This is a genomic window from Armatimonadota bacterium, from assembly GCA_017993055.1.
GTDB lineage: Bacteria > Armatimonadota > UBA5829 > DTJY01 > DTJY01 > JAGONM01.
Map to the genome: position 1 here is coordinate 1 of JAGONM010000046.1, position 24,262 is coordinate 24,262.

Genomic DNA, 24,262 nt, shown 5'->3' on the forward strand with positions numbered 1-24,262 from the left:
TCGTCACGAGTGCAGGCGAGCTCGCGAAGCCGCAGCAACGGGGTGTAGAGATGCAGGGCATGCACGGTATCGGGGTCCTGTGGCGCAGGCAGGTCCATCGGCAGGTCAGATAGAGCCTCATCATATCGCGTCCATATCTCACGCCTTCGGCAGTGGTACTCGCCGACCCGCTTTAGTTGATGAATCCCGATAGCCGCCTGAATATCCATCATATTGTACTTGTAGCCGGGGGCAATCACCCGATAGTGCCTGAAGCCTTCGTCCGAGTAGCGCCGCCAGGCATCCTTACTCAGACCGTGGAGGCTGTAGACCTTTATGGTATCGGCATAGCCGTCATTGTCTGTCGTGACCATCCCCCCCTCGCCAGTCACTATATTCTTCGTAACATAGAAACTGAAACAGCCCAGGTCCCCGATTGTGCCCACCTTACGACCATGATACCAGGCCTCAACGGCATGAGCGGCGTCCTCTATCACCGCCAGCCCGCGCCTTCGGGCAATCTCCATGATTCGATCCATCCTGCACGGCCGACCAGCGAAGTGAACGGGGATAACGGCCTTCGTGCGATCAGTGATCCTCTCCTCCAGATCATCAGGCGAGATGTTCATTGAGGGTAGTTCAATATCCGCGAAAACAGGCTTTGCGCCGACGTGAATGATCGCATTTGCGGTGGCCGCAAAAGTCATCGGCGTAGTGATCACCTCGTCGTCAGGCCCGATGCCAAGCGCAAGCAGAGAGAGGTGTAGCCCGGCGGTGCATGAGCTAAGGGCGAGAGCGTTCCTGCTGCCAGTGTACTGAGCGAAATCCGCCTCGAACCGAGCGACTTTGGGGCCAGTCCCCAACCAGCCGCTACGCAGTGTGGCGACCAACTCGTTGATCTCATCCTCTTCTATCCTCGGACTACCGAAGACTAGATAGTCCTCGCGGACAGATTGAGACGAGGCGCAGGTTCGCACGTCGGTGACAACACCCATTTCGCCACTTCTTCGACGCCGATGCTGTGATGATCGACATCGAAGATCCTTTCCATTGACTCGATATTGCGGGAACGAATCGCGCTGATCAGCTCGAGGCCTTCTGCCGCGGCGTGATGCCCTGAGCTGTGGCTATCAGCGTGCCTAGAGCCAGACCGGCCAAGAGCGCCACAAGAAGGGCAAGCTTCACCCTTGGGCCGGCAGGCAGTTCCGGCGGCACAGCTTGGTCAAGCACGATGAAGTTGCCGCCCTCGCGGCCCTCCGCTACGCGAGCCTTGGCATGCTCCGCCAGCAGGGTCGTGTAGACGGCCTCGGCGGACTTGGCATCCCTGATACGCCGAGCGTATTCCTTCTCTTCGGCCGGAAGCGACATGAGCGCACTGTCCAGCTCAGCAGTTGCCCTGGAAATCGCGCCAATACGTGCTTGCAGGCCTTCTCGGTTGATCTGCAGCAGGACCAGTTGCCTCAGGAGTTCACTGTGCGCTGGAGTTTCACTCCCGGCGGCACCCGCGATAACGCGGCTGACCTCTCCTTCGAGCTTATCCCTCATTGTCCGAATCTGACGATCTGCGCTGACCACGGCAGGATGCGCCTCCGTGAAATCCTCGAGCAGATTCGTCCGCTCGACCTCGAGCGCCGCCAGCCGTGTCCGCAGCTGGCTGATCGTCGGGTTGTCAACCACGGCCTCCGGGCTAACCCCCTCAGGGGCTCCAAGGTTCCACGTTGCGCGAGATTGTTCCAGTTGGGCCTGTGTTTCCTGAAGCAGCACCGCAGCGGCTGTCTCTTCGGTCGCAAGTTGCATGCCCCGCTCTGCGTAGATCACGCTCTTGTCCGGGGGCACCAGTCTGGGATGCGCCTCCTGGAACGACTGCAGGCGGTCCTCAGCGGCAGACAGTTCTGCCTTCGCACGATGCATCTGCCTTTCTATCAAGACGCGGTTCTGCCTGCCGAGGAACAGCGAGTTGGAACGATCATATTCCCTGAGTTCCAAAACGTACGCATTAGCCACATCCGCGGCAAGCCGAGCAGTCCGTTTCGAGATTTCCTCGCTGTCACAGTACGGCCTGAGCCAAGAAGTCGGGACCCGGCACGAAACGAGCAGTCCACCTTCCTTGGGCGTCTCCACCAGCATACGTTTCTGGAGGTCCTTGTAGTCGAGTCCGTACTGCGCCAGCTTGAGGCGACTGCACACACGATCGGAGATAACTCGGCTCTTCAGGACGCTGATGTAGACCCCCTGGCTCGAGACACTCTGCGTGATGCCGGGCATTGCGAAACCGGCAAGCTGAGCGAACTGAGCGCCGACGTTAATCTGGTTCTGCTCAGGCAACAGCAGGCTCGTTTCGGCGACGTAGGTCCTGGGCATGAGGAGGAGAGCGACCCCGGTGAAGACGATCGACAAGACCGCCGTCAGGACTATGGTCAGCTTCCGGCGATTCCATATCTCCGCATAATCTGAGAGGCTGATCTCTTCCATGGTTCGCGCTTCCTATAGTCCCAACAGATTCGCCAGGCTGATGCTGGTGAAAATGAGTTGAACTCCGTCGCGCCACCCGCTTATGAACTTCTCGCGAATGTATACGATATCGCCGGGCTGCAGTTCGGGATTCCCCTGGTCTGAATATCCGCGAATCGCGCTCTCAGCATTGAGCCTGAGTACCTGCGGCGACTCAAGCCCACCCCTTACCACGCTGACATCTGCCAGTTTGGCTTTGTCCGTCGGACCACCGGCGTCACTCAGGTAGTCCACCAACCTGCGCCGGGGGCTGTACACGTATGAGCCAGGTCTCCTGACCTGGCCGAATACATGAATCCTGTCCGAGATCGCGGGAAGCACGAGCGAATCACCGCTCTGCAGTTCGACATCTGCGGTAAGATCATGGTGTACGATCAGCCTCTCAAGATCCAGAGCTATCTCGAGCGTCTTGTCACCCTGGTTGCGTTCTATTCGCGCGTGCTTCAAGTCGGCCTGCGGAGTCACTCCTCCCGTAGCACTGATCACGTCCAGCGCCGACTGCCCCTGTTTCAGTGGGTAGATGCCTCCCCTGTTCTCGACATCAATCTCAGTAGCCCCCGGAGCGCGCTGATAGACGCCGTCACCCTTGAACTCGCCGATCAGCCGTATGATAGGCTGGTACGCCTCAATGGAAGGGACCACCAGAACATCGCCGGACTGAAGCTTGACACTAACTGGCGTCAGGCTCAAATCAACACTGACGGCCGACTTTCGGCCATCACTCCCTATACGCTCAATCGAGCAACGAGAGAGAGCCGCTGCCGGCGACAATCCGAGCGATAGTTCCAGAAGATGCGCTGCCTCAAAGCTTCTCGACTCTCCGGCCGAAGTGAGCATCTCATATCGGCCCGGCCGCGTGCATTCTCCCCTGATCTCGACGTACTCCTTCACTGGAGGAACATGAACGATGTCTCCACTCTCAAGCGCAACGTCCGAGCCAACCTTCCCCGTCACCATCATCCAGTAGAGATCGACGAGAACTCTGTCTTCACCTCGAATCAGCGTTACACGACGGGTCGAACCCGTCGGCTTAATCCCCGCCTGCAGAACGGCGAGGCTCACCGAGCATTCCGCCGGAAACGTACGCGGCCCCGGGTTCTCGACCTCGCCGGTGATCCACACGTTCACCGTGCGAGCCTTCCCAAGGGTTACCGTGACATCAAACTCCCTTATGTAAGGCGAGAGCGCTTTCCGGATGGCGTCCTCCAGTTCGCTAGTGGTCTTCCCCGCAGCGGCGACCCGGCCTGCAAGGCGGATGTAGACGTCGCCGTCAGGGGAAACGATCACTTCCGAAGTACCGCCGGATTCTGCGGATGCGGATGGGTTGGGGTTGAGGTAGTCCAGGGAGGACCTTCCGTACACATGGATTCCAAGTGCGTCGCCCGGAGCTATGCGATAGCTGTCCCGGGCCACACCTGACGGAAACCATTGATCGAGGCTGATCGTGCCCGAGTAGACTCTGTCGCCGGAGTTCCGAGTTGACTGCATCACTCCATCGCCCGCCGCCGGCTCGGCAGCACAGCAACGAACGCAGAGCAACAATGCCCAGACCAGGGCACGAGCAGCAAATGCGGGACATGGTCTAAACATGGGCGATGGTTCCTGGACAGGGCTGAAACAGCGCACGCACGGCGCGCCGGACTGCGCACGATCCGGCAGACTCGGAAATGACGGAGTCAATATATCATGGGGAGTGCGGGGTGTCAACCGAGCGAGCGACCGGGAGTCGCACGATCGCGTCCGACATCCGAGCCACCCGGACCATCTCGCGAACGTCGTGAACCCGCACGATGTTCGCGCCGCCCGCGATGCTGAGGGCGACAGTGGCAGCCGTGCCTTCCATGCGTTCGCCAACGGGAAGACAGTTCAGAACATCACCGATGAACCGCTTGCGTGACGTCCCGACCAGGATCGGCAGACCGATGGACTTGAAGTCACCGAGCTTGCGCAGTATCTCGAGGTTGTGCGACCCGGTCTTGGCGAACCCGATCCCAATCCCAGGGTCAACGATGAGGATCTCTCGCGGTACGCCGGCCTCGACAGCCGCCATGATGCGATCCCGAAGATGCCCCATCACTTCGGATACGACATCCTCATAGAAGGCGTCATTCTGCATCGTGCCCGGGGTGCCTTTCATGTGCATGACGACAGTCGGACACTTGCTTTCGGCCACCAAACGGATCATGGCCGAGTCGCGGAGGCCGGTGATGTCGTTGATGATGTGCGCCCCCGAATCCAAGGCGGCCCTCGCCACCTCCGGCTTACAGGTATCTACTGAGATCAGCGCGTCCGCCTCCGACGCAAGCCTTTCGATTACCGGCAGCACCCGTGACATCTCTTCGTCGGCCGAGACCGCCTCGGACCCCAGGCGGCTCGACTCACCACCGACATCAAGAATGTCCGCCCCGTCGTCCGCCATACTCAGGCCATGCTCCACGGCAGCATCATTCGCCGTGTACCTGCCGCCGTCGGAGAACGAATCGGGCGTGACATTAAGAATGCCCATGACGACGGTGCGCTGACTCATCGTCCGGTAAAGCCGTCCTACCGCGCCGGTCAGCAAGTCCTCGGGCGGCATAAGAGGAGTGACTCGCCGGAAGTTCTCGGTCGCATCCCCTATCTCGCGTGCAATCTCCTTCAGTGAGAACGGCTGCGCGCTGAGAGATTCAGTGACCTGTCGGATGACCTTCTCGCTCCCCATCAACACGACATCCGAGAGGTCTGCCCTGCCCGTGATACAGTCTCTATGGATGGCAGCATCGCCGCCCTTGGACAGCATCTCCTCTTTCAGGATCAGCGCCGCCGGAGTTCGCACTGCGCGAATCTCAACGACGTGGCTGACCGCCTTCGGAAGCATCCTGACTACACCGGGCCATTCCACACCGACCCTGGTCATCAACGCCTCGAGGTCGGCAGTCCCTACGGCCGTATGGATTCTCACGTTGTGACGGGTCTCTCGCTTCTCAGTCAATGGTAGAATCTCTGCTTCCACTCGCTCCATACATCGGAGAGTTCGTCGAACTGGATCTGTTTCAGCGTGTTCACCCCGGAGTAGCTGAGCGAGAAGCCGCGCTCTACCGCGGCCGACTCCGGGTCTCGGATGAGCTTTGCCCGGAAGATGAAATCCTCGACGGCAAGCATGACTATGTGCCTGATCTGCAGAGTGTCCAAAGCCTCGATGGCCTGCTGCGCCCCTTCGGCCATCTCGTCGTCAGGCTCCATTTCCAGGACGCGTGAAAACTCGTTTATCGCGTTTCCGATATCGCCCTTCTGCTGAAACAGCAGGGCCTTCTTGAAATGGTTGGCAGCGGAACTCGGATCCAGCGTGATCATCTCGTTCGTCACCTGAAGGGCGCGCTCGACCATATCCTTCTGTATGTACGCGATGCTCAACACGTCCCTCGCGCTGAGGCTCTTAGGGCTGAGTTTGAGTAGCGTCTTGCTCTCCTCGATGGCCTCGTCGAAGCGCCCGATCTCAAGGAGCATTTCGAGAAGCATCTCTCGCGCCTGTACATCGCCCTGGCGGAGTTTGATCGCTTCTCGAACCACTTCTATCGCGAGATCGAACTTACGCTCTCCGCGGTAGAGATCGGCAAGTTCCATATACACAAGGCTCTTCTCATCCGCACCGCGCAGCGCCTTCTGGAGAGCCGTAACCGCACCCTCGAGATCACCGCTCTTCCGCAGCCTTCTTGCCCGCGTGAGATAACCCCGTGTTGATGCTACTCCGTTATTTGTCTTGTGACCATGCTGTCTCATCGCGGGTCTTCTGCCTCGCTGTGTGATAGCTGTAGATTCAACTACGGCTTGACGGGCCGACCGGATCTGGCCGACTCGTATATGCCGAGGATCAATTCAACGGCCTTCCGGGCCTCGTCTCCAGTCACCATCGGATCGCGATCCTCGCGGATTGCGGCAAGCAGGTCAGCGATCTGAATCTGGTGACCATCACCTGCGATGGCGGTGGGATCCGACGCTGCGTCACCGATATTGTCGCTCAACCGCCCCGCAACTTCTTCCTTGCTCTCGCCCGGAACGTCCCAGCCTACGATGTTCTCGCCGTCAATGCGGATGGATCCGTTTTCGCCGTGAATCTCCAGTCGGTGGTTCAGCCCGGGAGTCACGCTGGTGGTGCCCTCCAAGGTGCCAAATGCACCGCTCGCGAACTTCATGGATGCAACGCACGTATCCTCCACTTCGATCCTGCGAGCCAGGTGATCCGCAAAGGCGAAAACAGTGTCAACAGGACCCATGATCCATCTGAACAGGTCAATCAGGTGGACACCCTGATTCATGAGTGCGCCGCCGCCATCAAGAGCCCACGTCCCGCGCCAGCCAGCGCTGTCGTAGTACTCCTGGCTGCGGAAGTACTTGAGGTATGCCGAACCCAGCACTAGGTTTCCGAGTCGCCGCTCGTCCACCGCCTGCTTGACCAGTTGCCAGAGGCGCGACGTTCGCCGCTGGAAGATGCATGCCAGTTTCACGTTCGCGTCGCGACATGCGGCGATCATCGCGTCCATGTGCTCCCGGGTCACATCGAGAGGCTTCTCGCTGAGAACGTGCTTACCAGCTCTCGCGGCGGCAACAGCAACCTCGTGATGGTGCCCGCTGGGCGTACACACCGAGATGACGTCAATGTCATCCCTGGCCAACAGGTCCGTGTAGTCGGTGTAGACGTGCGCCGCCTCGAAGTCGCCCATCAGCTTCTCAGCCTTGGGCAACTCCAGGTCGCATACAGCTACCAGATTGGCGTCCGGAAGGTTCTTCACGGCCCTCGCATGCCATGGCGCAATCACTCCGCAACCGATAATGCCATATCCGAAACCCTCTTTCACTCTCTCCCTCCGCAAACTGATCCGTTCAGAATACGCTCTCTCGTTTCTACGCCGGACTCCCTTATTCCTCTTGCCAGGACACTAGTCCAGCCAGCCTTCGAGAATCTGCGTCTCCCTAAAGCCAGCCAGCCTGAGTTCATCCCTTGTCGCACCTGCGAGAGCGTTCCTCGACAGCGCGCCGACGACCTGACTCTCCAGGACTCCTATGCCACGCTCCGCCGCCAAGCCGGACACCCAGTCATAGACACGCTTCAGCGGGGTCATGTCCGGCTCAGTCAGATTCATCGAAATCTGGGAGACTCGCCGGCTCGCCAGCCAAACCGCCATCGCCTTGACACCAGGAAGCCCGGACTCGCGTTCCCGCGTATGCAGAGCAATCTCCCGACCAGAGTCCATGTCATCGTCGTCCAAGTTGATATTGTAGGCAACCAGAGGCCGACGAGCGCCCACTGCAGTCGCCCCACCGGTCGCATGGACTCGGCACGGACCTGCATCTGGGACGCTGTCACCTTCCAAGCGACTCTCGCAGAGCCGCTCAAAGCCACCGCGCCGTACGTCCGCCAGATTGCAGCGGTTCGGCCTCGTAGCCGACATCTCGTAGTAGTATACCGGGACTCCCATCAGCGCCAGGTCGTCACCGATCATGTGCGAGAGTCCGATGCACTCGGCCATGGACACGCCGCGCAGTGGAACGACGGGAATGACGTCCGCGGCACCGATTCGAGGATGCTGACCCGCGTGTCTGTGAAGATCAATGCGCTCGAGCGCCACGCTGACCGCCTTCAGAACCGCCGCTCTGATCGCCTCAGGCTCCCCAAGGATCGTGTACACCGACCTGTTGTGGTCTACGTCAGAAGAATAATCAATGAGAAGCGCGTCGTCCGAGGATGTGATCGAATCGGCGATCGCCTCGACCGTACCGAGATTCCGACCCTCACTGAAGTTAGGCACACACTGAATCACTCGCCGCATCTCTCTGCCGCTCCGAAGTAGTCGTACGCACATCACACTAACAAGCGAAGCGGCCACCTGAGCCGGCGACCGCTTCAAGTTCCAGACGCAGTTGATCGGGGAGACTACGCTACCCCGGGTTCGAGCCGCGTGTTACCCTCCGGCCTGTCTTTTGAATCAGCGCTGGCAGCCGCATCGTCGCCAACGAACGCATCCGGAGGAGTAGTGGCGCCGGTATCCGCGGGGGCGCGCTCTGTGCCGTAGATCAGCGCTTCGAACTCCTCGCGTTCCAGAATCTCCTTCTCAAGAAGAACCCGAACAATCTCGTCCATCTTCTCCCGGTTGTCGGACAGAATCTGCTCGGCGCGAGCGTACGATTCGTCTATGATCTTCTTGAGCTCGCGGTCTATCGCCTTGGCCACGTCCTCGCTGTAGTTGCGATCTTCCATTATGTCCCGCCCGAGGAACGGGTTGCCGTGCCGCTTGCCCAACGTTATCGGGCCTATATCTTCGCTCATTCCGAACTCGCAGACCATAGCCCTCGCGATCTCGCTTGCCCGGTCCAGGTCGCTGTTGGCGCCAGTAGTTGACTCAGAGAAAACGAGTTTCTCCGCGGCCCGTCCCCCGAGCAGGCTCGAGATGTCATCCAGCAGTTCGCTCCGAGTCGTCAAGTACTTGTCCGCGATCGGAAGCTGCATCGTGTATCCGAGAGCCATTCCTCGCGGCAGAATAGAAACCTTGTGAACCGGATCCGCCAGCGGGAGAAGCTCCGAGACGATTGCATGACCGACCTCGTGAAAAGCGACCATCTCCTTCTCTTTGTCGCTGATCAGCCTGCTCTTACGCTCCGGGCCCGCGATCACTCGATCAATCGCGGACTCGAACTCCGACATGGCGATAGCGGTCTTTTCCAGGCGCGCGGCCAGAAGCGCCGCCTCGTTGACAAGGTTCGCAAGATCAGCCCCGGAAAACCCTGGGGTGCGCCTGGCAAGGCTCTCCAGGTTCACATCGCCTTCCAGCGGCTTCCCACGGATATGCACCTTCAAAATCGCTTCACGACCCCTGGCATCGGGGTTGTCAACCGTAATTCGGCGATCGAATCGACCGGGCCTGAGCAGGGCGGGGTCAAGGACGTCGGGCCTGTTGGTCGCCGCGATCAGGATGACTCCGGAGTTCGGGTCGAACCCGTCCATCTCGACGAGGAGTTGGTTCAGCGTCTGCTCGCGCTCGTCGTGACCCCCGCCGAGCCCGGCGCCTCTCTGCCGGCCGACAGCATCAATCTCGTCAATGAAGATGAGACTCGGACGGTTGGCCTTTGCCGTCTCGAATAGATCGCGAACCCTCGATGCGCCAACGCCCACGAACATCTCGACGAAATCGGAGCCGCTGATGTGGAAGAACGGCACGCCGGCTTCTCCGGCAATCGCCCGGGCAAGCAGAGTCTTGCCGCTTCCCGGCGGACCGAGAAGCAGGACGCCCTTTGGAATCTTCGCGCCGAGGGCCTGAAACTTCTTCGAGTTGCGGAGAAACTCCACGACCTCTTCAAGTTCCTGCTTGGCCTCGTCAACGCCGGCAACATCGTCGAAAGTGACCTTCGGCACATTCTCCGAAACCCGTTTGGCGCGACTCCTGCCGAACGACATCGCCTGATTTCCGCCCGCCTGCGCCTGCCTCAAGATCAGCATGTAGAAGAACGCTATGAGCACGATCATCGGAAGGAAGGTCAGGAGGAGGCTCTGAATACCGTCCGAGAGCATCGGCTTATTGTACTCGAAGTCAACCCCGTGCTTGCGAAGGGTGCCCTCGAGCGCGGACCGCTCCTGATCAGAGGTGGAGAGGGTGACCCTGATCTTCTTGCCGTCCATCAAAACGCCTTCAAAGTGATTGTCCTTGAAGAAGGTGCCGGACTTGACCTTATCCTGTCCGATGAGCTTGTAGAACGTCGCGTAGCTGACATCCTGAGGCGCGTTTCGATGCGCCATCGGTTGGCTGGCCAGGTATACTGCGAACAGCACCAGCCCCGCGACCATGAAGCTCTTCAGAAACCTGTTCAAACTCTCTCCTCCCATGTCAACCGCTCTCCGAGGCTACTACATTATATCAGGCAATCGGCCTCCCCGCAACTCTCGGGCCTAACTGATACCACGAGCCACCGACGGGTGTCAGCCTTCACTTTGACCTCATCGGACACGACCAGTCCAGCCACCCACAATACCCTTGCCTCGTCGGCAAGCACGAGGATTCGATGCCTCCTACAGCGCGGGACGCGGCCATCAACAAAGACATCCTGCAGCTTCTTCGAGCCTGACATGCCGAGCGGACGAATCCGATCGCCCGCTCGCCAGTTTCTCACCGTCAATGCCCCTGCAACCGAATCAAGATCGAATACCGCTGCCATAGCGTCGGAACGCCGAAGAGGGTCGATCGGGTCGGCCCGTGCCTCTGACGAGATGATCGCCTCCGCTTGCGAAACACGGACTTCCCCCGGCACAGGCAGAGCATAGGCGTAGTTGATCTGGGACCGGCCCGGGGAATCGCGATCGAAGAACGTCAGAGTGTTCTCCGAGCGTTCCACCAGTATTCCGCCCGGCAACTCGTATCTGAAGCTGCCGGATGACCTCACGAGATCAAGCAGGTCGTCAACATGCCTGACCCCGATGTTCCTGACGTCTCCGCTGACGTCTTTCGCGGCCATTCGGACAAGCCGCCGCGCGACGGCATCTGGCAGATCACCAGTTCCATCGGCATCCACTGACAACATGCCTGCCTCCCGCGCGACAGTGAGCCGATCGAGTGCATCGCGGGTCAGCAGATTCAGATATGCCACATCCGAGCGTGCCAGTTCAGCCAACTGGATAACTGCAGAGTCAACCGCCGGGTTATAGTCACGACGCAGGATCGGCAGCAGTTCCAGTCTGATGCGGTTGCGCGTGAACCGAGGCATCAGGTTCGTCTCGTCCGTCCGCGGACGGAGGCCGTTCGCTCTGAGGTATTCTTCGATCTCGGAGCGGCGAATGTTGATGAACGGACGCATGATCTTCTCGCGTACCGGCGGCATGCCCCTGAGGCCATCAACTCCTGCTCCGCGCAGGATGTTCATCAGCACCGTCTCGACCTGGTCGTCGGCGGTATGTCCTAGCGCGATCCGTGTCGCTCCGACCTCGTCGGCAACTCGGTTGAGGAACTCGTATCGGACGAGGCGCGCGGCCTCCTCCGGCGACATGCGAAGGGTTCGCTGGATCTGGGGGACGTCGGTCTTCTCGATCGTGACAGGAATGCACATCTCGTCGGCGAGACGGTGCACGTATTCTGCATCCTCATCGGACGCCTCACCACGCAGCGAATGATCGAGGTGGGCGACATGGAGCGTGATTCCGAGTTCGTCCCGGAGCGTCCGGAGGACGTGCAGGAGAACAACCGAGTCCGGCCCGCCGGACACGGCCACGAGGACTGAGTCGCCTCGCTCGATCATCGAGAACTCGCGAATGGTGCTGAGTACTCGTTGGAGCATCATCCCAAGAGAAGCTCTATCAGCCGAAAGCCTTCTTCGACCCTGAGCTTTGTCTCCTCGACAGCGCGCTCGTCAAACGGAAGGTTCGTCTCGGCGGGCTCGAAGGACGAGTAAAGCATGAACGGCACGGTGTCCGAGGCGTGCGTTCGGATCGCGATCGGCGTCACGTGGTCGGGAAGGATCATGATTCGGAAGCGCTTGATCTCCCTGAGTCCCTCCAACAGAGGACCGAGTAGACGGCGGTCGATCAGCTCAATCGCTTCGATCTTTTTGTCGAGGCTGCCGATGTGACCCGCCTCGTCAGGAGCTTCGGCGTGAATGAACACAAAGTCGTGATCTCTGAGCACTTCGAGCGCGTACTGTGCCTTCCCCTCGAAGTTGGTGTCCAGAAACCCGGTCACACCGGGGACATCAGGAACGGCCATGCCGGTCGCGCGTCCGAGGCCCTTCAGCAGGTCTACCGCTGAGATGACCCCACCGGTCAGACCGGTCTTCAAGAAGAAGCTCGGGACGCTGAGCGCGCGCCCCTGTCCCCAGAGCCAGATCATATTGGCGGGATTCTTGCCCTCGCCACGTCTGCGCTCATTGATCGGATGGGCCTTCAGAAGCTCGTGCGAGTCGAACATCAGTCCCCTGAGCGTGCTCTCGCCATCACCCGCTGGCAAGTACTCGGCAATCCCCTTGCCGAGGATGTCGTGCGGCGGGATGGTCTTCACCTCGGGGGATGCATCGCGCCAGACCATGATATGCCGGTAGCTGACACCCGGATAGAAGGAGATCATGCGGGTGTGCAGCTTGTCGTTGATGTAGTGGATCAACTCCCGGGCCTCTTCGGTGGTGACGTGACCCGCGCTGTAGTCGTCCATGGTCTCGCCGTCCGAGGTCACCAGATTGCATCGAAACGCGACATCTCTGGCGTCAAGCGGGATCTGCATGCTGGCGGCCTCTATAGGGGCGCGCCCGGTGTAGTACTTGTGGGGATCGTAGCCAAGGAGCGACATCGCGGCCACGTCGCTACCCGGCGGCATACCCTCAGGGATCGTGTTGACCGCGCCGACCCGACCGCTCGCCGCGAGCCGGTCCATGTTCGGCTTCTTTGCCACCTGCATGGGGGTCTTGCCGTCCAACTCGGGCAGCGGTCTGTCGCCCATGCCGTCGGGCACGAGAAGGATGTACTTGGTGGAACTATCCATGCTTGTTGTTGATCCGCAGTTCGAACTTGCCGGACACTATGTCGATGAACTTCACCGCGATAGACACCCTGTTGTCCTCATCGAGCGCGTCCCAGTATACCCCCGCTGTCTCGTCAATGTCATCGAACAGCGGCAGGAGGTACGGCTCGCCGACGAACGGAACAGGCTGCCCGCCGGCGGTGATCCAATACGTATGGATGCAGTTGCCGACACCCGCGGCCGGGGTCGCAAAGTTGTAGAAGCACCGTACAACGGAATCGGGGTCCCCGGACATCGGCTTCAGCACCGAGAGCTTGTACTCCTGAGGGGCGGCGATATCCATCAGGCCGGAAATCCTCGGCGTGTGGATCGGCGGGTCCGGCTCGAAGGTCCGCGTGTCGAGCGCAGATTCGAATGTGCCACGCTGCCGGAGGGCCTCAAGGATCGTGTCGGTCTGATCGCCGTTCGAGACGACGTGTACGCTTCCGATGTGCTTCATCGGGTAGTAGATCAGGAGCGTGGGGTCGGTCGCCTTCGACTCGTCCCAGAGCCTGGTCTTGAGGAAACCGTCTTCCGCTACGAACACTCGGTTTCGGCTGCCCTCGCTCCGGCCCATGATCCAGTAGACCTGGACGAGCGACCTCCCGTTCGGGCTCCGACCGAGGACTATGCCCCGACCGGGATACGGGTTCGCGGAAAGCGCCTCGAGATTCGTCTCTGCTGCGGACTGCAGGTCCATGGTCATGCTCCGTCGCCCCTGATTCTCGGATCAAAGAGACTCGCCGACGATGCGGCGGTAGGCCTCGCGGTACTTGTCGGCGGTGTTGCGCACGACATCATCGGGAAGTTCCGGCCCGGGCGGCTGCTTGTTGAAGTTGATGCTGAGCAGCCAGTCGCGCACGTACTGTTTATCGAAGCTCGGCTGAGGTCCACCCGGCTCGTACGTGTTCACATCCCAGAATCGCGATGAATCCGGAGTCAGGACTTCATCGATGATGATGATCTCATCCCCTACCCGTCCGAACTCGAACTTGGTGTCGGCGATGATGATACCCCTCGACGCGGCGTACTCCGAAGCCTTCCTGTAGACGGCGAGTGTATTCTCGCGCAGGGCCTTGGCATTGGCATCACCGATGATCTCGGCCATCTGCGCATTGCTGATATTGATGTCGTGGCCGCCGAGATCGGCCTTGGTCGCAGGCGTGAAGATCGGCTCGGGCAGCTTGTCGGACTCGACTAGGTCGCCGGGCAGTTCGATGCCGTGCAGAACGATCTTGCCCTTCGACGATGCCGGCAGACTCTTGTACTCGTTCCACGCAGAGCCGGAGATGTAGCCGCGGACGACGCACTCGACCGGGAACGTCTTCGCCTTGCGAGTGATCATGCTGCGGCCGTCGAGCGTCTCGCGGAGGCCGTCGTATTCGATCCCGAGAGATGCAAGCCTCTTCAGAATCTCGTCCGTATCGGCGGTGATGAGGTGGTTCTCGACCACATCCCTGGTCAGGTCGAACCAGAACAGGGAGAGCTGAGTGAGCACGCGCCCCTTGTCCGGGATCCCTGTCGGCATAATGACGTCGAACGCGGAGAGCCGGTCGGTCGCGACTATGAGCAACTCATCGCCGAGATCGTAGACATCCCGGACCTTGCCGGAGATAAACTTCTTCAAGCCCTTGATGTCAGTCGATGTGATTACCATATGTGCTCCTGAGCATATCGTCTTGATTCGGGCAGACCTAAGCAGCCGCAACGTCGGTCTTTCCTGTCGATCATTGCGTCAAGCTACGAGTCCAGGGTGCTTTGGCACTCCGGGCACTTGACCGCATCACGATGTATCCATTTCTTGCAGTATGGGCATGGCTTCCCTTTCCATGCGCCAGGCATCACAAGAGCGATAAGCAATCCAAGCGGCCCGAAGATGATCCCGATCCCGAACCACAGACACGAACTATGTCCCTTGGACTGCGCGACTGTAGACGAAATCACGCCACAGGCCAGCCAGATCACCACAGGAATCGCTAACGGGAGCAACTCCTGCCAACCGATCATAGCGAACATGCAGTATTGAGGTGCCATAACGTCAATCCTCCGTGCTCCGGATATCCCTGACCAATGTCGTCCTGACCGAAGTGTCCTGCGTTCCTGGTTTGCTGATTCTTAGTCCTAGTAACCGAGAACCTTCAAGAGCGCGTCCATCGTCGGTGGGACGTTGAACGGCTCGGACGCCTGCTTCACCGCGCAGTCGGGATCCTTCAATCCGTGCCCTGTGAGGATGCACACGACAGTCGCCGGCTCCTTGAAGTAGCCCTGAGACGCCTTCTTGCGCACGCCTGCGACCGACGCCGCCGACGCCGGCTCACAGAAGATACCCTCCGTTCGAGCCAGCATCTTGTACGATTCGAGGATTTCCTCATCCGTCACGACATCTATCAGGCCGCCGGACTCGTCGCGCGCCGCTTCGGCCTGCTTCCAACTCGCCGGGTTGCCGATCCGGATTGCGGTGGCGATCGTCTCCGGGTTCTCGACCGGATGCCCCAGTACGATCGGGGCTGATCCCGCAGCCTGGAAACCGATCATTTTCGGGAGACGGCTGATCTTGCCGTGCTCGAGGTACTCTTTGTAGCCCTTCCAGTAGGCGGTGATGTTGCCCGCGTTGCCGACGGGGATCGCATGGAAATCCGGAGGCCCTCCCAGTACGTCGCAGATCTCGAATGCGCCTGACTTCTGCCCCTCGATGCGGTATGGATTGAGCGAGTTCACCAACGTGATCGGGTAGTTAGCGGTCATCTCGACCACGAGATTGAGCGCCTCGTCGAAGTTTCCCTCGACCTGCACGACCTTCGCACCGTGGATCATGGATTGTGAGAGCTTGCCGTATGCGATGTTGCCCTTGGGGATCAGGACGACGCAATCCAGACCGGCGCGAGCTGAGTATGCCGACGCGGATGCCGCCGTATTACCGGTCGAGGCGCACATGACTGCCTTCGAGCCCTCTTCGACGGCCTTCGAGATGGCCATCGTCATGCCCCGATCCTTGAATGAGCCGGTCGGATTCAGGCCCTCATACTTGAGGTAGATCGTGAGGTTCGGGGCGATCTGTTTCGCCAGACGGTCGGCCATGATGAGCGGCGTGCTCCCCTCGAGGAGGCTGATGACCGGCGTCTTGTCGGTCACCGGCATGAACTCCCTATACCGCTCGATGATGCCGACCGTCCTCGGCATCGAGATTCTCTCCGACTTCTCAACTACCATTCGTAAGCTCCTATAGAACGCGGAAGCACAGAAACAGGCGCGAAGAAAATCGTTTCAGCGTCTCTATCTGCTTCAGTGTCTCCGTGTTTACTCCTCGACCCTGATCCAGTTGTTGACCTGAGCAACAACGCGAAGTCCGGCGATTTTCTCGATGGCACGACGGAAGTTTCGCTCGGCAACCTGGTGGGTGACCATGACTATCTCCGCCTTGTCGCCACATATATCCTTCTGCATGACCGTGGCGATGCTGACGGCACTCTCGCCAAACGCCTGGGCGATGGCCGCCAGAACGCCAGGCTCGTCGTTAACGAGCATCCTCAGGTAGTAGCGCGTTTCCGCGCTGTCAATGCTCTCGACCTGCCGCCGGTCGAAACAAGTACATGGCAACCGACCCGTGCATCCCTGGATGATGTTGCGCGCGATCTCCATCACATCCCCGGAGACTGCGCTTCCCGTTGGGAGAGAACCCGCCCCTCGCCCGTAGAACATCACATCCTGAACGAAGTCGCCTCGGACGTAGATCGCGTTGTACACGTCGTTGACCGACGCCAAGGGATGACCCATCGGGATCAGCGTTGGATGCACGCGAGCCTGTATCTCTGAGCCATTGCGCCTCGCGATTGCGAGCAGTTTGATCACGTAGCCCAGTTCGCGGGCATAGCAGATATCCTGGGCGGCAATCCTTGTGATCCCCTCGCAATAGATGTCGCTGACAGCGACACGCCCGGTGAACGCGATGTCGGCGAGAATGGCAAGCTTGTAGCGCGCATCGTGACCCTCGACGTCGGCGGTCGGGTCGGCCTCCGCGTAGCCGGCAGCTTGGGCTTCCTCCAGTACGTCGCCGAAGTCGAGTCCCTCGTTCGCCATCTTCGTCAGGATGTAGTTTGTCGTGCCGTTGACGATGCCCATGACCTCAACGATCTTGTTAGCGGCAAGGCTAGTCTTCATCGCGCGGATGATGGGGATTCCGCCGCCGACTGCGCCCTCGAAGTAAAAATCGACGCCGTTGGCTCTGGCCGCCTCGAAGATATCAGCGCCCTCCTTGGCGATCAGCTCCTTGTTGGCGCAGACAACGTGCTTGCCGTTCTTCATTGCACGAAGGATGAAGTCCTTGGCGGGCCTGAGGCCTCCGATGGTTTCGACAACGATGTCCACGGCCGGGTTGTCGGTCACCTGGCTCACGTCGTTCGTGAGGATTCCCTTGTCGAACTCCACCGGGCGCTCGGAGGTTATATCCAGATCGGCGATCCTGATAACATCAATCGGACATCCGACCTTGCGGGCGATCTCACACCCATTCTCCGTCAGGACCTTCAAGACGCCCGTTCCGACGGTTCCGAGCCCTATAATCCCTACGTTGATCCGCTCTTTCAAGTACCTCTCCAGAGAGCACGGAGTCTGCGAAGGACACAGAAACACGGAAACCTCTCCCCCGACAGGAGCCCTTCCCGTGTCTCGGTTCTTCTTCCGTATTTCGGTGTTCTAGACTGCTGCCGATGTATCCACTACCACAAGCACATCACCGGACTGGACGAGTTTGCCGCTCGCCGCCGGAATGTCCACTACGATTCCCGACACCTCGGACGGAACCTCGCTGAAGACCTTCATCGCCTCGATCAGGCCGATGGTTTGCCCTGCTTCTATCTCGTCGCCGATCTCGATGTAGTGCGGCTGATCCGGCGCCGGCGTCCGGTAGAACACCCCGGTCATCGGGGATTCGATACTGAACAGATGCGATTCGTCCGCCGCCGGGATCGTGGCGGGTGGCTCATCATCCTTCAGTTCGGCGGAAGGGCATTCGACACCTACCGAGACCTCAGTCACCGGGACGGAGACTACTTGCGGCGCAACAGGAGACTCGGCTCTGATCGTAATACTCAGGCCTTCCTCCTCGACCACCAACTCCGTCAGGTCGTTGGCCTCGACAAGAGAGATCAGCTTCTTGATCCTGTCCTGGTCAATGGGCATGGCCCAAGTATAGCACCGGCAAAATCGGCCTGTCAATCGAAAAGCATGCCGACCCACGACCCGCCACGGGGATTCCTTGACACCTGACCCGCTCACTGAGTATCATCAGTAAGTCAACAGGACGCGGCTACGGTGGAGGTCATATGATGGCGCAATCGGCTAATGTCAGGGCGTTTCGCGGCATTCGATACAGCCAGGACGCAGTCCCAACCCTCGACGAGGTGGTGGCTCCACCTTACGATGTTATCTCGCCGGAGCAGAAGGAATCTTTTCTCGCGCGCAACTCATCCAATGTCGTACGCTTGATTCTGCCTGACGAGTCCCCGAACCTTGACAAGTACTCCCACGCAGCCGAGTTGCTTCGCGAATGGATCGGCACCGGGGTCCTCATGCGCGATGTCGAGCCGAGCATGTACGTCTGCGAGCAGTCATACGATGTGGGCGGCAAGACCATTCGGCGAGTCGGCCTTACCTGTCTCGTTCGCCTGGAGGACTACGGGACCGGGGCGATCCTGCCCCACGAGCGCGTCCTTGCACGTCCGCGCGAGGATCGGCTCAGCCTCATCCGCGCGACGCAAGCCAACCTCGATTCGGTCTTCGGGCTCCATGATGCCGGAGGCGTCCAGGCGGTCCTCCTCGAGATCACCAGGGGCGAACCGATTGCCGTGGCAAAGGACACGGTCGGAGTCACCTGCAGGATGTGGAAGGTCTCCGACCCCTCGGTCGTCCAGGGCCTCGCGCTCCGACTGAACAACGAGCCGATCCTCATCGCCGACGGCCACCACCGCTACGACTCGGCCCTTGCCTACCGGGACGAGATGCGCGCCGCCGGAACAGACGATCGCAACGCCCCGTCCGAGTTCGTAATGATGACGCTGGTCTCGTTCGAGGACGAGGGACTCCTCATACTCCCGACGCACAGGTTTGTGCGCGACATCCCGGACTTCCACGAGGCTGATTTCCTGAAGCGGCTGAGCGAGTACTTCGATGTCAGTGGCCTTGCCGCGGACGATCTTGTAGAGGCCGTAGGCCCGGAACAGGACGGCAGGATAGTGTTCGGCCTGTATATGGGGAACAGGACGGCCTATCTGCTTAAGCTGAAGCGCGGGGTTGACCCGACGGCGATTGACGTACCCGGCTCGGACGCACTCAAGCGGCTCGACGTCACCTTCCTGCACTCGATGATCCTCGACGGCATCCTAGGCATAGACACCAGAACCCCCGAGGGACAGGCCAGGGTCGCGTATACGCGCGACGATGCGGAGGCGATCGCTCGCGTGGACGGCGGCGAGTTCCGGATGTCGTTCATCATGAACGCGATGGGAGTCCGGGAGGTCCGCGAAGTTGCGGCGGCGGGCGACATCATGCCGCAGAAATCAACCTTCTTCTACCCGAAGCTCCTTACCGGCATGGTGATAAGGGCGATGGACCAAGGGGGCGGTTGACGCACCGGGGGAGGATTCGAGTCACTGCCGCTTCCTGGAGACCAACCCGAGGGCCACGACGAGCGCGAGGACCAGCGCAACCCCCGTTACGACGAAGTTTGCCCGATAGGAGACCGTCTGCGCGATCAGCCCGCCGAGGATCGGGAAGAACATCGCGGGCGTGTTGGCCGAGTTCATCAGCCCGATGTACGACCGGCGCTCCTTCGGGTCCGCCATCTCCAGGAGGTAGTTCGTCAGGCCGATCCACGTGCTTCCGTTCACCGCCCCGAGCGCTACGAAGACCAGGCCGTACATCCAGACCGAGACGCCTCCCGCGAGCAGCGCGATCAGCGGCGCGAAGATCCCCACGCCGACGGACATGATGATCGCCCGCTTCGGCCCCAGGTGGTCGCTGACGTAGCCGGCAATCGCGCTGGCGACGATGCTCCCCGCTATCTGGGCAGACAGGAAAATCCCTACCATCGCCCCTCCGATGCCGAGCGACTCCTTCGCGTAGATGATGTAGAACGGACTCGAGAGCGGATAGAAGCAGATCAGCAGCTGCACGGCCAGAAAGCGCTTCAACTCCGCGTGTCCGGCAAGCATCGTCCCTATACCCTTGATGTATTGAAGAAAGTCGCCGTCGTGTTCCTCAACAGGACCCTCCGGCTCGCGTACCGCAGCCAGGCTGAAGAAGCTCGCGGCGAAGAAGATCGCCGCAGTCCCGCAGATGATCGCGTAGTTCGTCGGATACGCAGGCCCCCGCGGAGACAGCATCCGGCTGACCAGCAGACCCGCGGCCAGGCCGAGCAGTCCTCCGCCGAACTGCGTGAACCCGAAGAGCCGTCCCCTCAGCCGCTCCGGGATCGTCTTCGCAACGAGGTCAGTCCAGGGCACTCCGGCGCCGCCCTCCGAGAACCAGAACGCGGAGTACATCACAAGGAAGGCGGCCAGCATCAACGTCTTGTCCATCGGGCCGGAGACGAAGAGCACTACGGCGAACAGCGCAATGGCGATGCGAGATACCGAGGCCACCTTCAGCAGGAAGCCGAGGTGCCGCGCCCGACTCCTCAGGTAGTGCGCGGTCCACAACTGCGGGATGAACAACCCAGCCGGTCGGATGGCGCTGATGGCGCCGATGACGACCGCGGAACTCGTGAGCGTAGACAGGAAGGCGGGAACGACCGTCGAGGTGTCGATCAGCGCCAGCCCGACGAGGTAGAAGATGACGTCCATCGAGAGCAACCGGAAACTCCGGCGCACCTCGATCGGGTCGTAGGTCTCGTCAACGCTCAACTCTCAACTCCCACTACATCGCCTTCAGCCGGCGGATGCGGTCCTCGATCGGGGGATGCGTGCTGAAGAGAGAGTTCAGGAAGCCGCCGTGTTCCCGAAGAGGGTTGTAGATGTAGAGATGCGCGGTCGCCTTGTTGGCGGCCTCGAGCGGCTCCGGGTCGGCGGCGATCTTCGCAAGGGCGCTGGCGAGCCCATCGGGATAGCGGGTCAGCAGCGCGCCCTGAGCGTCCGCCAGGTATTCCCGTTTCCTCGATATGGACAGTTGGATGAGGGTGGCAATGATCGGGGCGAGTATCGCAGCGGCGATCGCCACCAGCATCAGTATCGGGTTCGAGCCGCCCTCGCGGTCGTCGTCCCGATCCCGCCCGCCACCCCACCACATACTCCGGAGAAGCCAGTCGGAGATCAGCACGATCGTTCCCGCCAGGATCGCGACCAGCGCCATGAACCGGATGTCGTAGTCCTTGATGTGCGCCATCTCGTGACCGATGACGGCCTCCAGTTCGATGCGGTCGAGCTTCTGCATGAGACCCGTGGTGACGCATATCACCGCGTGCTGAGGATCGCGGCCCGTCGCGAATGCGTTGGGCGCCGTGTCGTCAATGACGTAGATGCGCGGCACGGGAATCCCCGCCGCGAGCGCGAGGCCCTCCACGGAGTTCATGATGAATGCGTGTTCCTCGCCGTTCGCCGGGCGCGCCTGAGACATCCCCAGCACGATCCGGTCGCTGTAGTAGTAGCTGCCGATGCTGCCCGCCACGGCGATGACGACGGCGACCGGAAGGATATACGGGAAGCCGGTGACTTCGGAGAACAGGTAGCCGAGACCGATGAGAACCGCCATGAAGACGACCACCAGCAACACCGACTTCCAGACATTTGAGGAGATTTGGGCGTACATAGCGGAAGGAGACAAGAATCAGAGGAGTAGAGCTGCCGAGAGCAGGATTCCGATCTGCCCTCAGATTCTCGACTCCCTGTCTCCTGTCTCCTGACTTCTCTCCCCTAGAACTGGACCTTCACCGGCTCGCGAGCCGCGTCCTCCATCGGGAAGTACTCCCGCTGGGAGAACCCGAATGCGCTCGCGAACATATTCGCCGGGAACGACTGGATCAGCGTGTTGAAGGCCATCACCGTGTCGTTGTAGAACTGGCGTGCGTAGGCGATCTTGCTCTCAGTGCCGGAGAGTTCCTCCTGCAGCATCATGAAGTTCTGGTTCGCCTTCAGATCCGGGTACGCCTCAGCCACCGCGAAGAGGCTCTTCAGCGCCGAGGTGATCATGTTCTGCGCCTCGCCCTGCGCCGCCACTCCCTGCGCCTGAGTCATCGCCGCCCGCGCCTTCGTCACCTCCTCGAAGACGCCCTTCTCGTGCGCGGCATATCCCTTCACCGTCTCCAGCAGGTTCGGGATGAGATCGTACCGCCGCCGCAACTGCACGTCTATCTGCGACCAGGCATTCTCGATCCTGTTCCGCAGAACCACCAGGCGGTTGTACAGGAACACGAGCCACAAGAGAAACAGGACTACGATCCCGCCTAGAACCAGAAGTCCCATACTGAGCACAGCTACACCTGTCATGAGTATGCCTCCTTCGCCGGAAGGGGTGTCCCGGCCCGAGGTATTATACCCGCGCCGCGGACGTTGGTCAATGAGCGCCCGTGCCGTGCAGGACTTCCCGACTTCCGCGCGCAACTATGAGAGGAACACGCCCTTATCAGGGAGGAGAAACTCAATGAAGCTCATCATCGTTCTCGCCGCCGCCTTCGCCCTCGCGGCATCCGCGCGCGCCGCAACGGACCGCTTCGTCCAGGATCGCTTCGTCATCAGTTTCTGGGTGGACCCGCCCGCCGATCAGATCACCAACGCTCGCTACAAGGAGATCGCCGACGCGAACTTCACGGTAGTGCACGGCGCGTTCGGCCCGCAGACCGAGGCCGACGTCGCCAGGCAGGTCGAGCTGTGCAAAAAGTACGGTCTCGCCGTCATCACCAAGTCCCACGGCATCCCCATCGAGAAGCTCCCCGACGACCCCGTCGTCTGGGGATACCACCTCGTGGACGAGCCCGGCGCCGCCGGGATTCCAGACGTCAAGGCGAAGGTAGACGCCGTCCGCAAGCTCCGCCCCGGCAAGCTCGCATACTTCAACCTGCTCCCGAACTACGCCGCGCTCTCGTGGCTCGGCACGAAGTCCTACGACGAGTACATCGAGCGCTTCGCCAAGGAGACCGGCTGCGACGTCCTCTGCATGGACTACTACCCGATGATGACCCCGACCGCCGACGGCCGCGAGGGATACTGCGACAACCTCGCCGTCATGCGCAAGTGGTCGGTCGAGATGGGCATCCCGCACTGGAACTTCTTCAACACGATGCCCTTCGGCCCCCACCACGACCCGACCGAGGCCCAGCTCAGATGGCAGATCTACACCTCCCTCGCCTACGGGTCGAAGGGGATCCTCTACTTCTGCTACTGGACCCCGGGCAAGGGCGCGGGCGGCGGCGGCGAGTTCCCCAAGGGCGGCGCGATCATCACCGCCGAGGGTATCAGGACGAGGCACTACGAGCAGGCGAAGCGGATCAACTTCGCCCTCAAGAACATGGGCCCGACGCTGATGAAGCTCACCAGCACCGACGTGATCCGCATCAAGCCGACCGACGACCCCGCCGCGAAGCTCGAGGGATCGCCCCTGAAGAACATCAGCAAGGGCGGCGACTACCTGATCGGCGTCTTCAAGCACAAGTACGGCAGGCGCGCCGTGCTTATCAACAACTACGACTGCAACTACACGTCCTGGCCGACGGTCGAGTTCGCCGTCCCGCTCGAGAGCGTCCGCGAGGTTGACCAGTCCACCGGCAAGCAGGTGCCGGTCCGCGACGACTCGCCGGAGATGGCGGGCCTCCAGCTCTCGCTCGACGCCGGCGAGGGGCGGCTGTTCCTGCTGAGGTGACTCGGCTCCCGGGGGCGCGGCGGCGCGTTGACCATGTCGCGCGCAGTTGATATACTCGCAGCACACAGCAGATCAGAGGTTGAGTCAGATGAAGGAATATGAAGTCTCGGCGTTGATCACCAAGGAAGACCGGTGGTATGTGGCTCGGTGCGCGGAGCTGAACGTCACGTCCCAGGGCGAGAGCGTCGAAGAAGCCAAGGCGAACCTGAAGGAGGCGGTCGAGCTCTACATCGAGAGCTTCGGCACAGACATGCTGCCGTCGGCCAGTCAGGAGCCATTCTTCACCACGATCAAGGTGGCGGCTTGACATGCCCAAGCTCCCAGTGATATCGGGAGACCGACTGGTGGCGGCCCTGCGGCGAGCCGGATTCTCCGTCGTCCGTCAGCGGGGCAGCCATGTATCGCTCTCGCGAACGACG

General features: G+C 60.6%; 23 protein-coding genes. 5 read left to right on the top strand and 18 right to left on the bottom strand.

Going from position 1 to position 24,262, the window contains the following annotated elements; translation table 11 throughout:
- The 15 genes from KBC96_13750 to KBC96_13820 form a co-directional block, all read right to left on the bottom strand.
- The coding region (locus KBC96_13750) for a DegT/DnrJ/EryC1/StrS family aminotransferase (GenBank protein ID MBP6965455.1) at positions 1-974 on the bottom strand (974 nt) is incomplete at its 3' end.
- Positions 975-1,062: 88 nt separating this feature from the next.
- Entirely contained in the window at positions 1,063-2,451 is a 1,389-nt protein-coding gene (locus KBC96_13755) for a hypothetical protein (GenBank protein ID MBP6965456.1), read from the bottom strand.
- Between the two features lie 12 nt (positions 2,452-2,463).
- Complete coding sequence (locus KBC96_13760) at positions 2,464-3,978, bottom strand: polysaccharide biosynthesis/export family protein (protein MBP6965457.1); 1,515 nt, start codon at positions 3,976-3,978, stop codon at positions 2,464-2,466.
- A 196-nt stretch (positions 3,979-4,174) separates the two neighbouring features.
- Positions 4,175-5,461, bottom strand: a complete 1,287-nt coding sequence (gene folP / locus KBC96_13765; GenBank protein MBP6965458.1) for a dihydropteroate synthase — start codon at positions 5,459-5,461, stop codon at positions 4,175-4,177.
- Positions 5,458-6,249 carry a tetratricopeptide repeat protein gene (locus KBC96_13770; protein ID MBP6965459.1) on the bottom strand — a complete coding sequence of 264 codons (792 nt, stop codon included), beginning with the start codon at positions 6,247-6,249 and terminating at the stop codon, positions 5,458-5,460. The genes folP and KBC96_13770 overlap by 4 nt, the downstream gene beginning before the upstream one ends.
- Positions 6,250-6,290: 41 nt before the next feature.
- Positions 6,291-7,325 (bottom strand): Gfo/Idh/MocA family oxidoreductase, encoded by a 1,035-nt coding sequence (locus KBC96_13775; GenBank protein MBP6965460.1) that lies wholly within the window; start codon positions 7,323-7,325, stop codon positions 6,291-6,293.
- A gap of 81 nt (positions 7,326-7,406) precedes the next feature.
- A complete protein-coding gene (gene ftcD / locus KBC96_13780; protein MBP6965461.1) occupies positions 7,407-8,297 on the bottom strand; it encodes a glutamate formimidoyltransferase in 891 nt (296 codons plus the stop codon).
- Positions 8,298-8,401: 104 nt separating this feature from the next.
- Positions 8,402-10,345 (bottom strand): ATP-dependent zinc metalloprotease FtsH, encoded by a 1,944-nt coding sequence (gene ftsH, locus KBC96_13785; protein MBP6965462.1) that lies wholly within the window; start codon positions 10,343-10,345, stop codon positions 8,402-8,404.
- A 26-nt stretch (positions 10,346-10,371) separates the two neighbouring features.
- Positions 10,372-11,790, bottom strand: a complete 1,419-nt coding sequence (gene tilS / locus KBC96_13790) for a tRNA lysidine(34) synthetase TilS (protein MBP6965463.1) — start codon at positions 11,788-11,790, stop codon at positions 10,372-10,374.
- Positions 11,787-12,980: a cofactor-independent phosphoglycerate mutase gene (locus KBC96_13795; GenBank protein MBP6965464.1), complete on the bottom strand. Its 1,194-nt coding sequence runs from the start codon at positions 12,978-12,980 to the stop codon at positions 11,787-11,789. Before KBC96_13795 ends, tilS begins: the two co-directional genes overlap by 4 nt.
- A complete protein-coding gene (locus KBC96_13800) occupies positions 12,973-13,698 on the bottom strand; it encodes an inosine monophosphate cyclohydrolase (GenBank protein MBP6965465.1) in 726 nt (241 codons plus the stop codon). The genes KBC96_13795 and KBC96_13800 overlap by 8 nt, the downstream gene beginning before the upstream one ends.
- Positions 13,699-13,728: 30 nt before the next feature.
- Positions 13,729-14,655: a phosphoribosylaminoimidazolesuccinocarboxamide synthase gene (locus KBC96_13805; protein MBP6965466.1), complete on the bottom strand. Its 927-nt coding sequence runs from the start codon at positions 14,653-14,655 to the stop codon at positions 13,729-13,731.
- 464 nt (positions 14,656-15,119) lie between these two features.
- Positions 15,120-16,178: a threonine synthase gene (locus tag KBC96_13810; protein MBP6965467.1), complete on the bottom strand. Its 1,059-nt coding sequence runs from the start codon at positions 16,176-16,178 to the stop codon at positions 15,120-15,122.
- A gap of 117 nt (positions 16,179-16,295) precedes the next feature.
- Positions 16,296-17,582, bottom strand: a complete 1,287-nt coding sequence (locus KBC96_13815) for a homoserine dehydrogenase (GenBank protein ID MBP6965468.1) — start codon at positions 17,580-17,582, stop codon at positions 16,296-16,298.
- 108 nt (positions 17,583-17,690) lie between these two features.
- On the bottom strand, positions 17,691-18,176 hold the full coding sequence (locus tag KBC96_13820; GenBank protein MBP6965469.1) for a hypothetical protein: 486 nt from the start codon (positions 18,174-18,176) through the stop codon (positions 17,691-17,693).
- 143 nt (positions 18,177-18,319) lie between these two features.
- Between KBC96_13820 and KBC96_13825 the strand changes: the two genes are divergently transcribed.
- A complete protein-coding gene (locus tag KBC96_13825) occupies positions 18,320-19,621 on the top strand; it encodes a DUF1015 domain-containing protein (GenBank protein ID MBP6965470.1) in 1,302 nt (433 codons plus the stop codon).
- 21 nt (positions 19,622-19,642) lie between these two features.
- Here the strand turns inward: KBC96_13825 and KBC96_13830 are convergent, their stop codons facing one another.
- A complete protein-coding gene (locus KBC96_13830; GenBank protein MBP6965471.1) occupies positions 19,643-20,896 on the bottom strand; it encodes an MFS transporter in 1,254 nt (417 codons plus the stop codon).
- A 13-nt stretch (positions 20,897-20,909) separates the two neighbouring features.
- Positions 20,910-21,797, bottom strand: coding sequence for a M48 family metallopeptidase (locus tag KBC96_13835; protein MBP6965472.1), 888 nt, complete (start codon positions 21,795-21,797; stop codon positions 20,910-20,912).
- Between KBC96_13835 and KBC96_13840 the strand changes: the two genes are divergently transcribed.
- Positions 21,739-21,891 carry a hypothetical protein gene (locus KBC96_13840; protein ID MBP6965473.1) on the top strand — a complete coding sequence of 51 codons (153 nt, stop codon included), beginning with the start codon at positions 21,739-21,741 and terminating at the stop codon, positions 21,889-21,891. The genes KBC96_13835 and KBC96_13840 overlap by 59 nt on opposite strands.
- Before the next feature lie 10 nt (positions 21,892-21,901).
- On the opposite strand, the gene KBC96_13845 is transcribed toward KBC96_13840, so the two are convergent.
- Positions 21,902-22,450 (bottom strand): LemA family protein, encoded by a 549-nt coding sequence (locus KBC96_13845; GenBank protein ID MBP6965474.1) that lies wholly within the window; start codon positions 22,448-22,450, stop codon positions 21,902-21,904.
- A 178-nt stretch (positions 22,451-22,628) separates the two neighbouring features.
- On the opposite strand from KBC96_13845, the gene KBC96_13850 reads away from it, so the two are divergent.
- The 3 genes from KBC96_13850 to KBC96_13860 all read left to right on the top strand — a co-directional run.
- Positions 22,629-23,843 (top strand): hypothetical protein, encoded by a 1,215-nt coding sequence (locus KBC96_13850; protein MBP6965475.1) that lies wholly within the window; start codon positions 22,629-22,631, stop codon positions 23,841-23,843.
- An 88-nt stretch (positions 23,844-23,931) separates the two neighbouring features.
- Positions 23,932-24,150, top strand: a complete 219-nt coding sequence (locus tag KBC96_13855) for a type II toxin-antitoxin system HicB family antitoxin (protein MBP6965476.1) — start codon at positions 23,932-23,934, stop codon at positions 24,148-24,150.
- Between the two features lies 1 nt (position 24,151).
- Positions 24,152-24,262, top strand: a 111-nt coding sequence (locus KBC96_13860) for a type II toxin-antitoxin system HicA family toxin (protein MBP6965477.1), incomplete at its 3' end; no start/stop codon positions are given.

Bases quoted from the DNA above. Each gene is read 5' to 3' on its own strand.
- KBC96_13755 (MBP6965456.1), bottom strand. From the start codon at position 2,451: ATGGAAGAGATCAGCCTCTCAGATTATGCGGAGATATGGAATCGCCGG.
- KBC96_13760 (MBP6965457.1), bottom strand. From the start codon at position 3,978: ATGCAGTCAACTCGGAACTCCGGCGACAGAGTCTACTCGGGCACGATC.
- KBC96_13770 (MBP6965459.1), bottom strand. From the start codon at position 6,249: ATGAGACAGCATGGTCACAAGACAAATAACGGAGTAGCATCAACACGG.
- ftcD (MBP6965461.1), bottom strand. From the start codon at position 8,297: ATGCGGCGAGTGATTCAGTGTGTGCCTAACTTCAGTGAGGGTCGGAAT.
- ftsH (MBP6965462.1), bottom strand. From the start codon at position 10,345: ATGGGAGGAGAGAGTTTGAACAGGTTTCTGAAGAGCTTCATGGTCGCG.
- tilS (MBP6965463.1), bottom strand. From the start codon at position 11,790: ATGATGCTCCAACGAGTACTCAGCACCATTCGCGAGTTCTCGATGATC.
- KBC96_13795 (MBP6965464.1), bottom strand. From the start codon at position 12,980: ATGGATAGTTCCACCAAGTACATCCTTCTCGTGCCCGACGGCATGGGC.
- KBC96_13800 (MBP6965465.1), bottom strand. From the start codon at position 13,698: ATGGACCTGCAGTCCGCAGCAGAGACGAATCTCGAGGCGCTTTCCGCG.
- KBC96_13805 (MBP6965466.1), bottom strand. From the start codon at position 14,655: ATGGTAATCACATCGACTGACATCAAGGGCTTGAAGAAGTTTATCTCC.
- KBC96_13810 (MBP6965467.1), bottom strand. From the start codon at position 16,178: ATGCCGAGGACGGTCGGCATCATCGAGCGGTATAGGGAGTTCATGCCG.
- KBC96_13820 (MBP6965469.1), bottom strand. From the start codon at position 18,176: ATGCCCATTGACCAGGACAGGATCAAGAAGCTGATCTCTCTTGTCGAG.
- KBC96_13825 (MBP6965470.1), top strand. From the start codon at position 18,320: ATGATGGCGCAATCGGCTAATGTCAGGGCGTTTCGCGGCATTCGATAC.
- KBC96_13840 (MBP6965473.1), top strand. From the start codon at position 21,739: ATGAAGACGACCACCAGCAACACCGACTTCCAGACATTTGAGGAGATT.
- KBC96_13835 (MBP6965472.1), bottom strand. From the start codon at position 21,797: ATGTACGCCCAAATCTCCTCAAATGTCTGGAAGTCGGTGTTGCTGGTG.
- KBC96_13845 (MBP6965474.1), bottom strand. From the start codon at position 22,450: ATGGGACTTCTGGTTCTAGGCGGGATCGTAGTCCTGTTTCTCTTGTGG.
- KBC96_13850 (MBP6965475.1), top strand. From the start codon at position 22,629: ATGAAGCTCATCATCGTTCTCGCCGCCGCCTTCGCCCTCGCGGCATCC.
- KBC96_13855 (MBP6965476.1), top strand. From the start codon at position 23,932: ATGAAGGAATATGAAGTCTCGGCGTTGATCACCAAGGAAGACCGGTGG.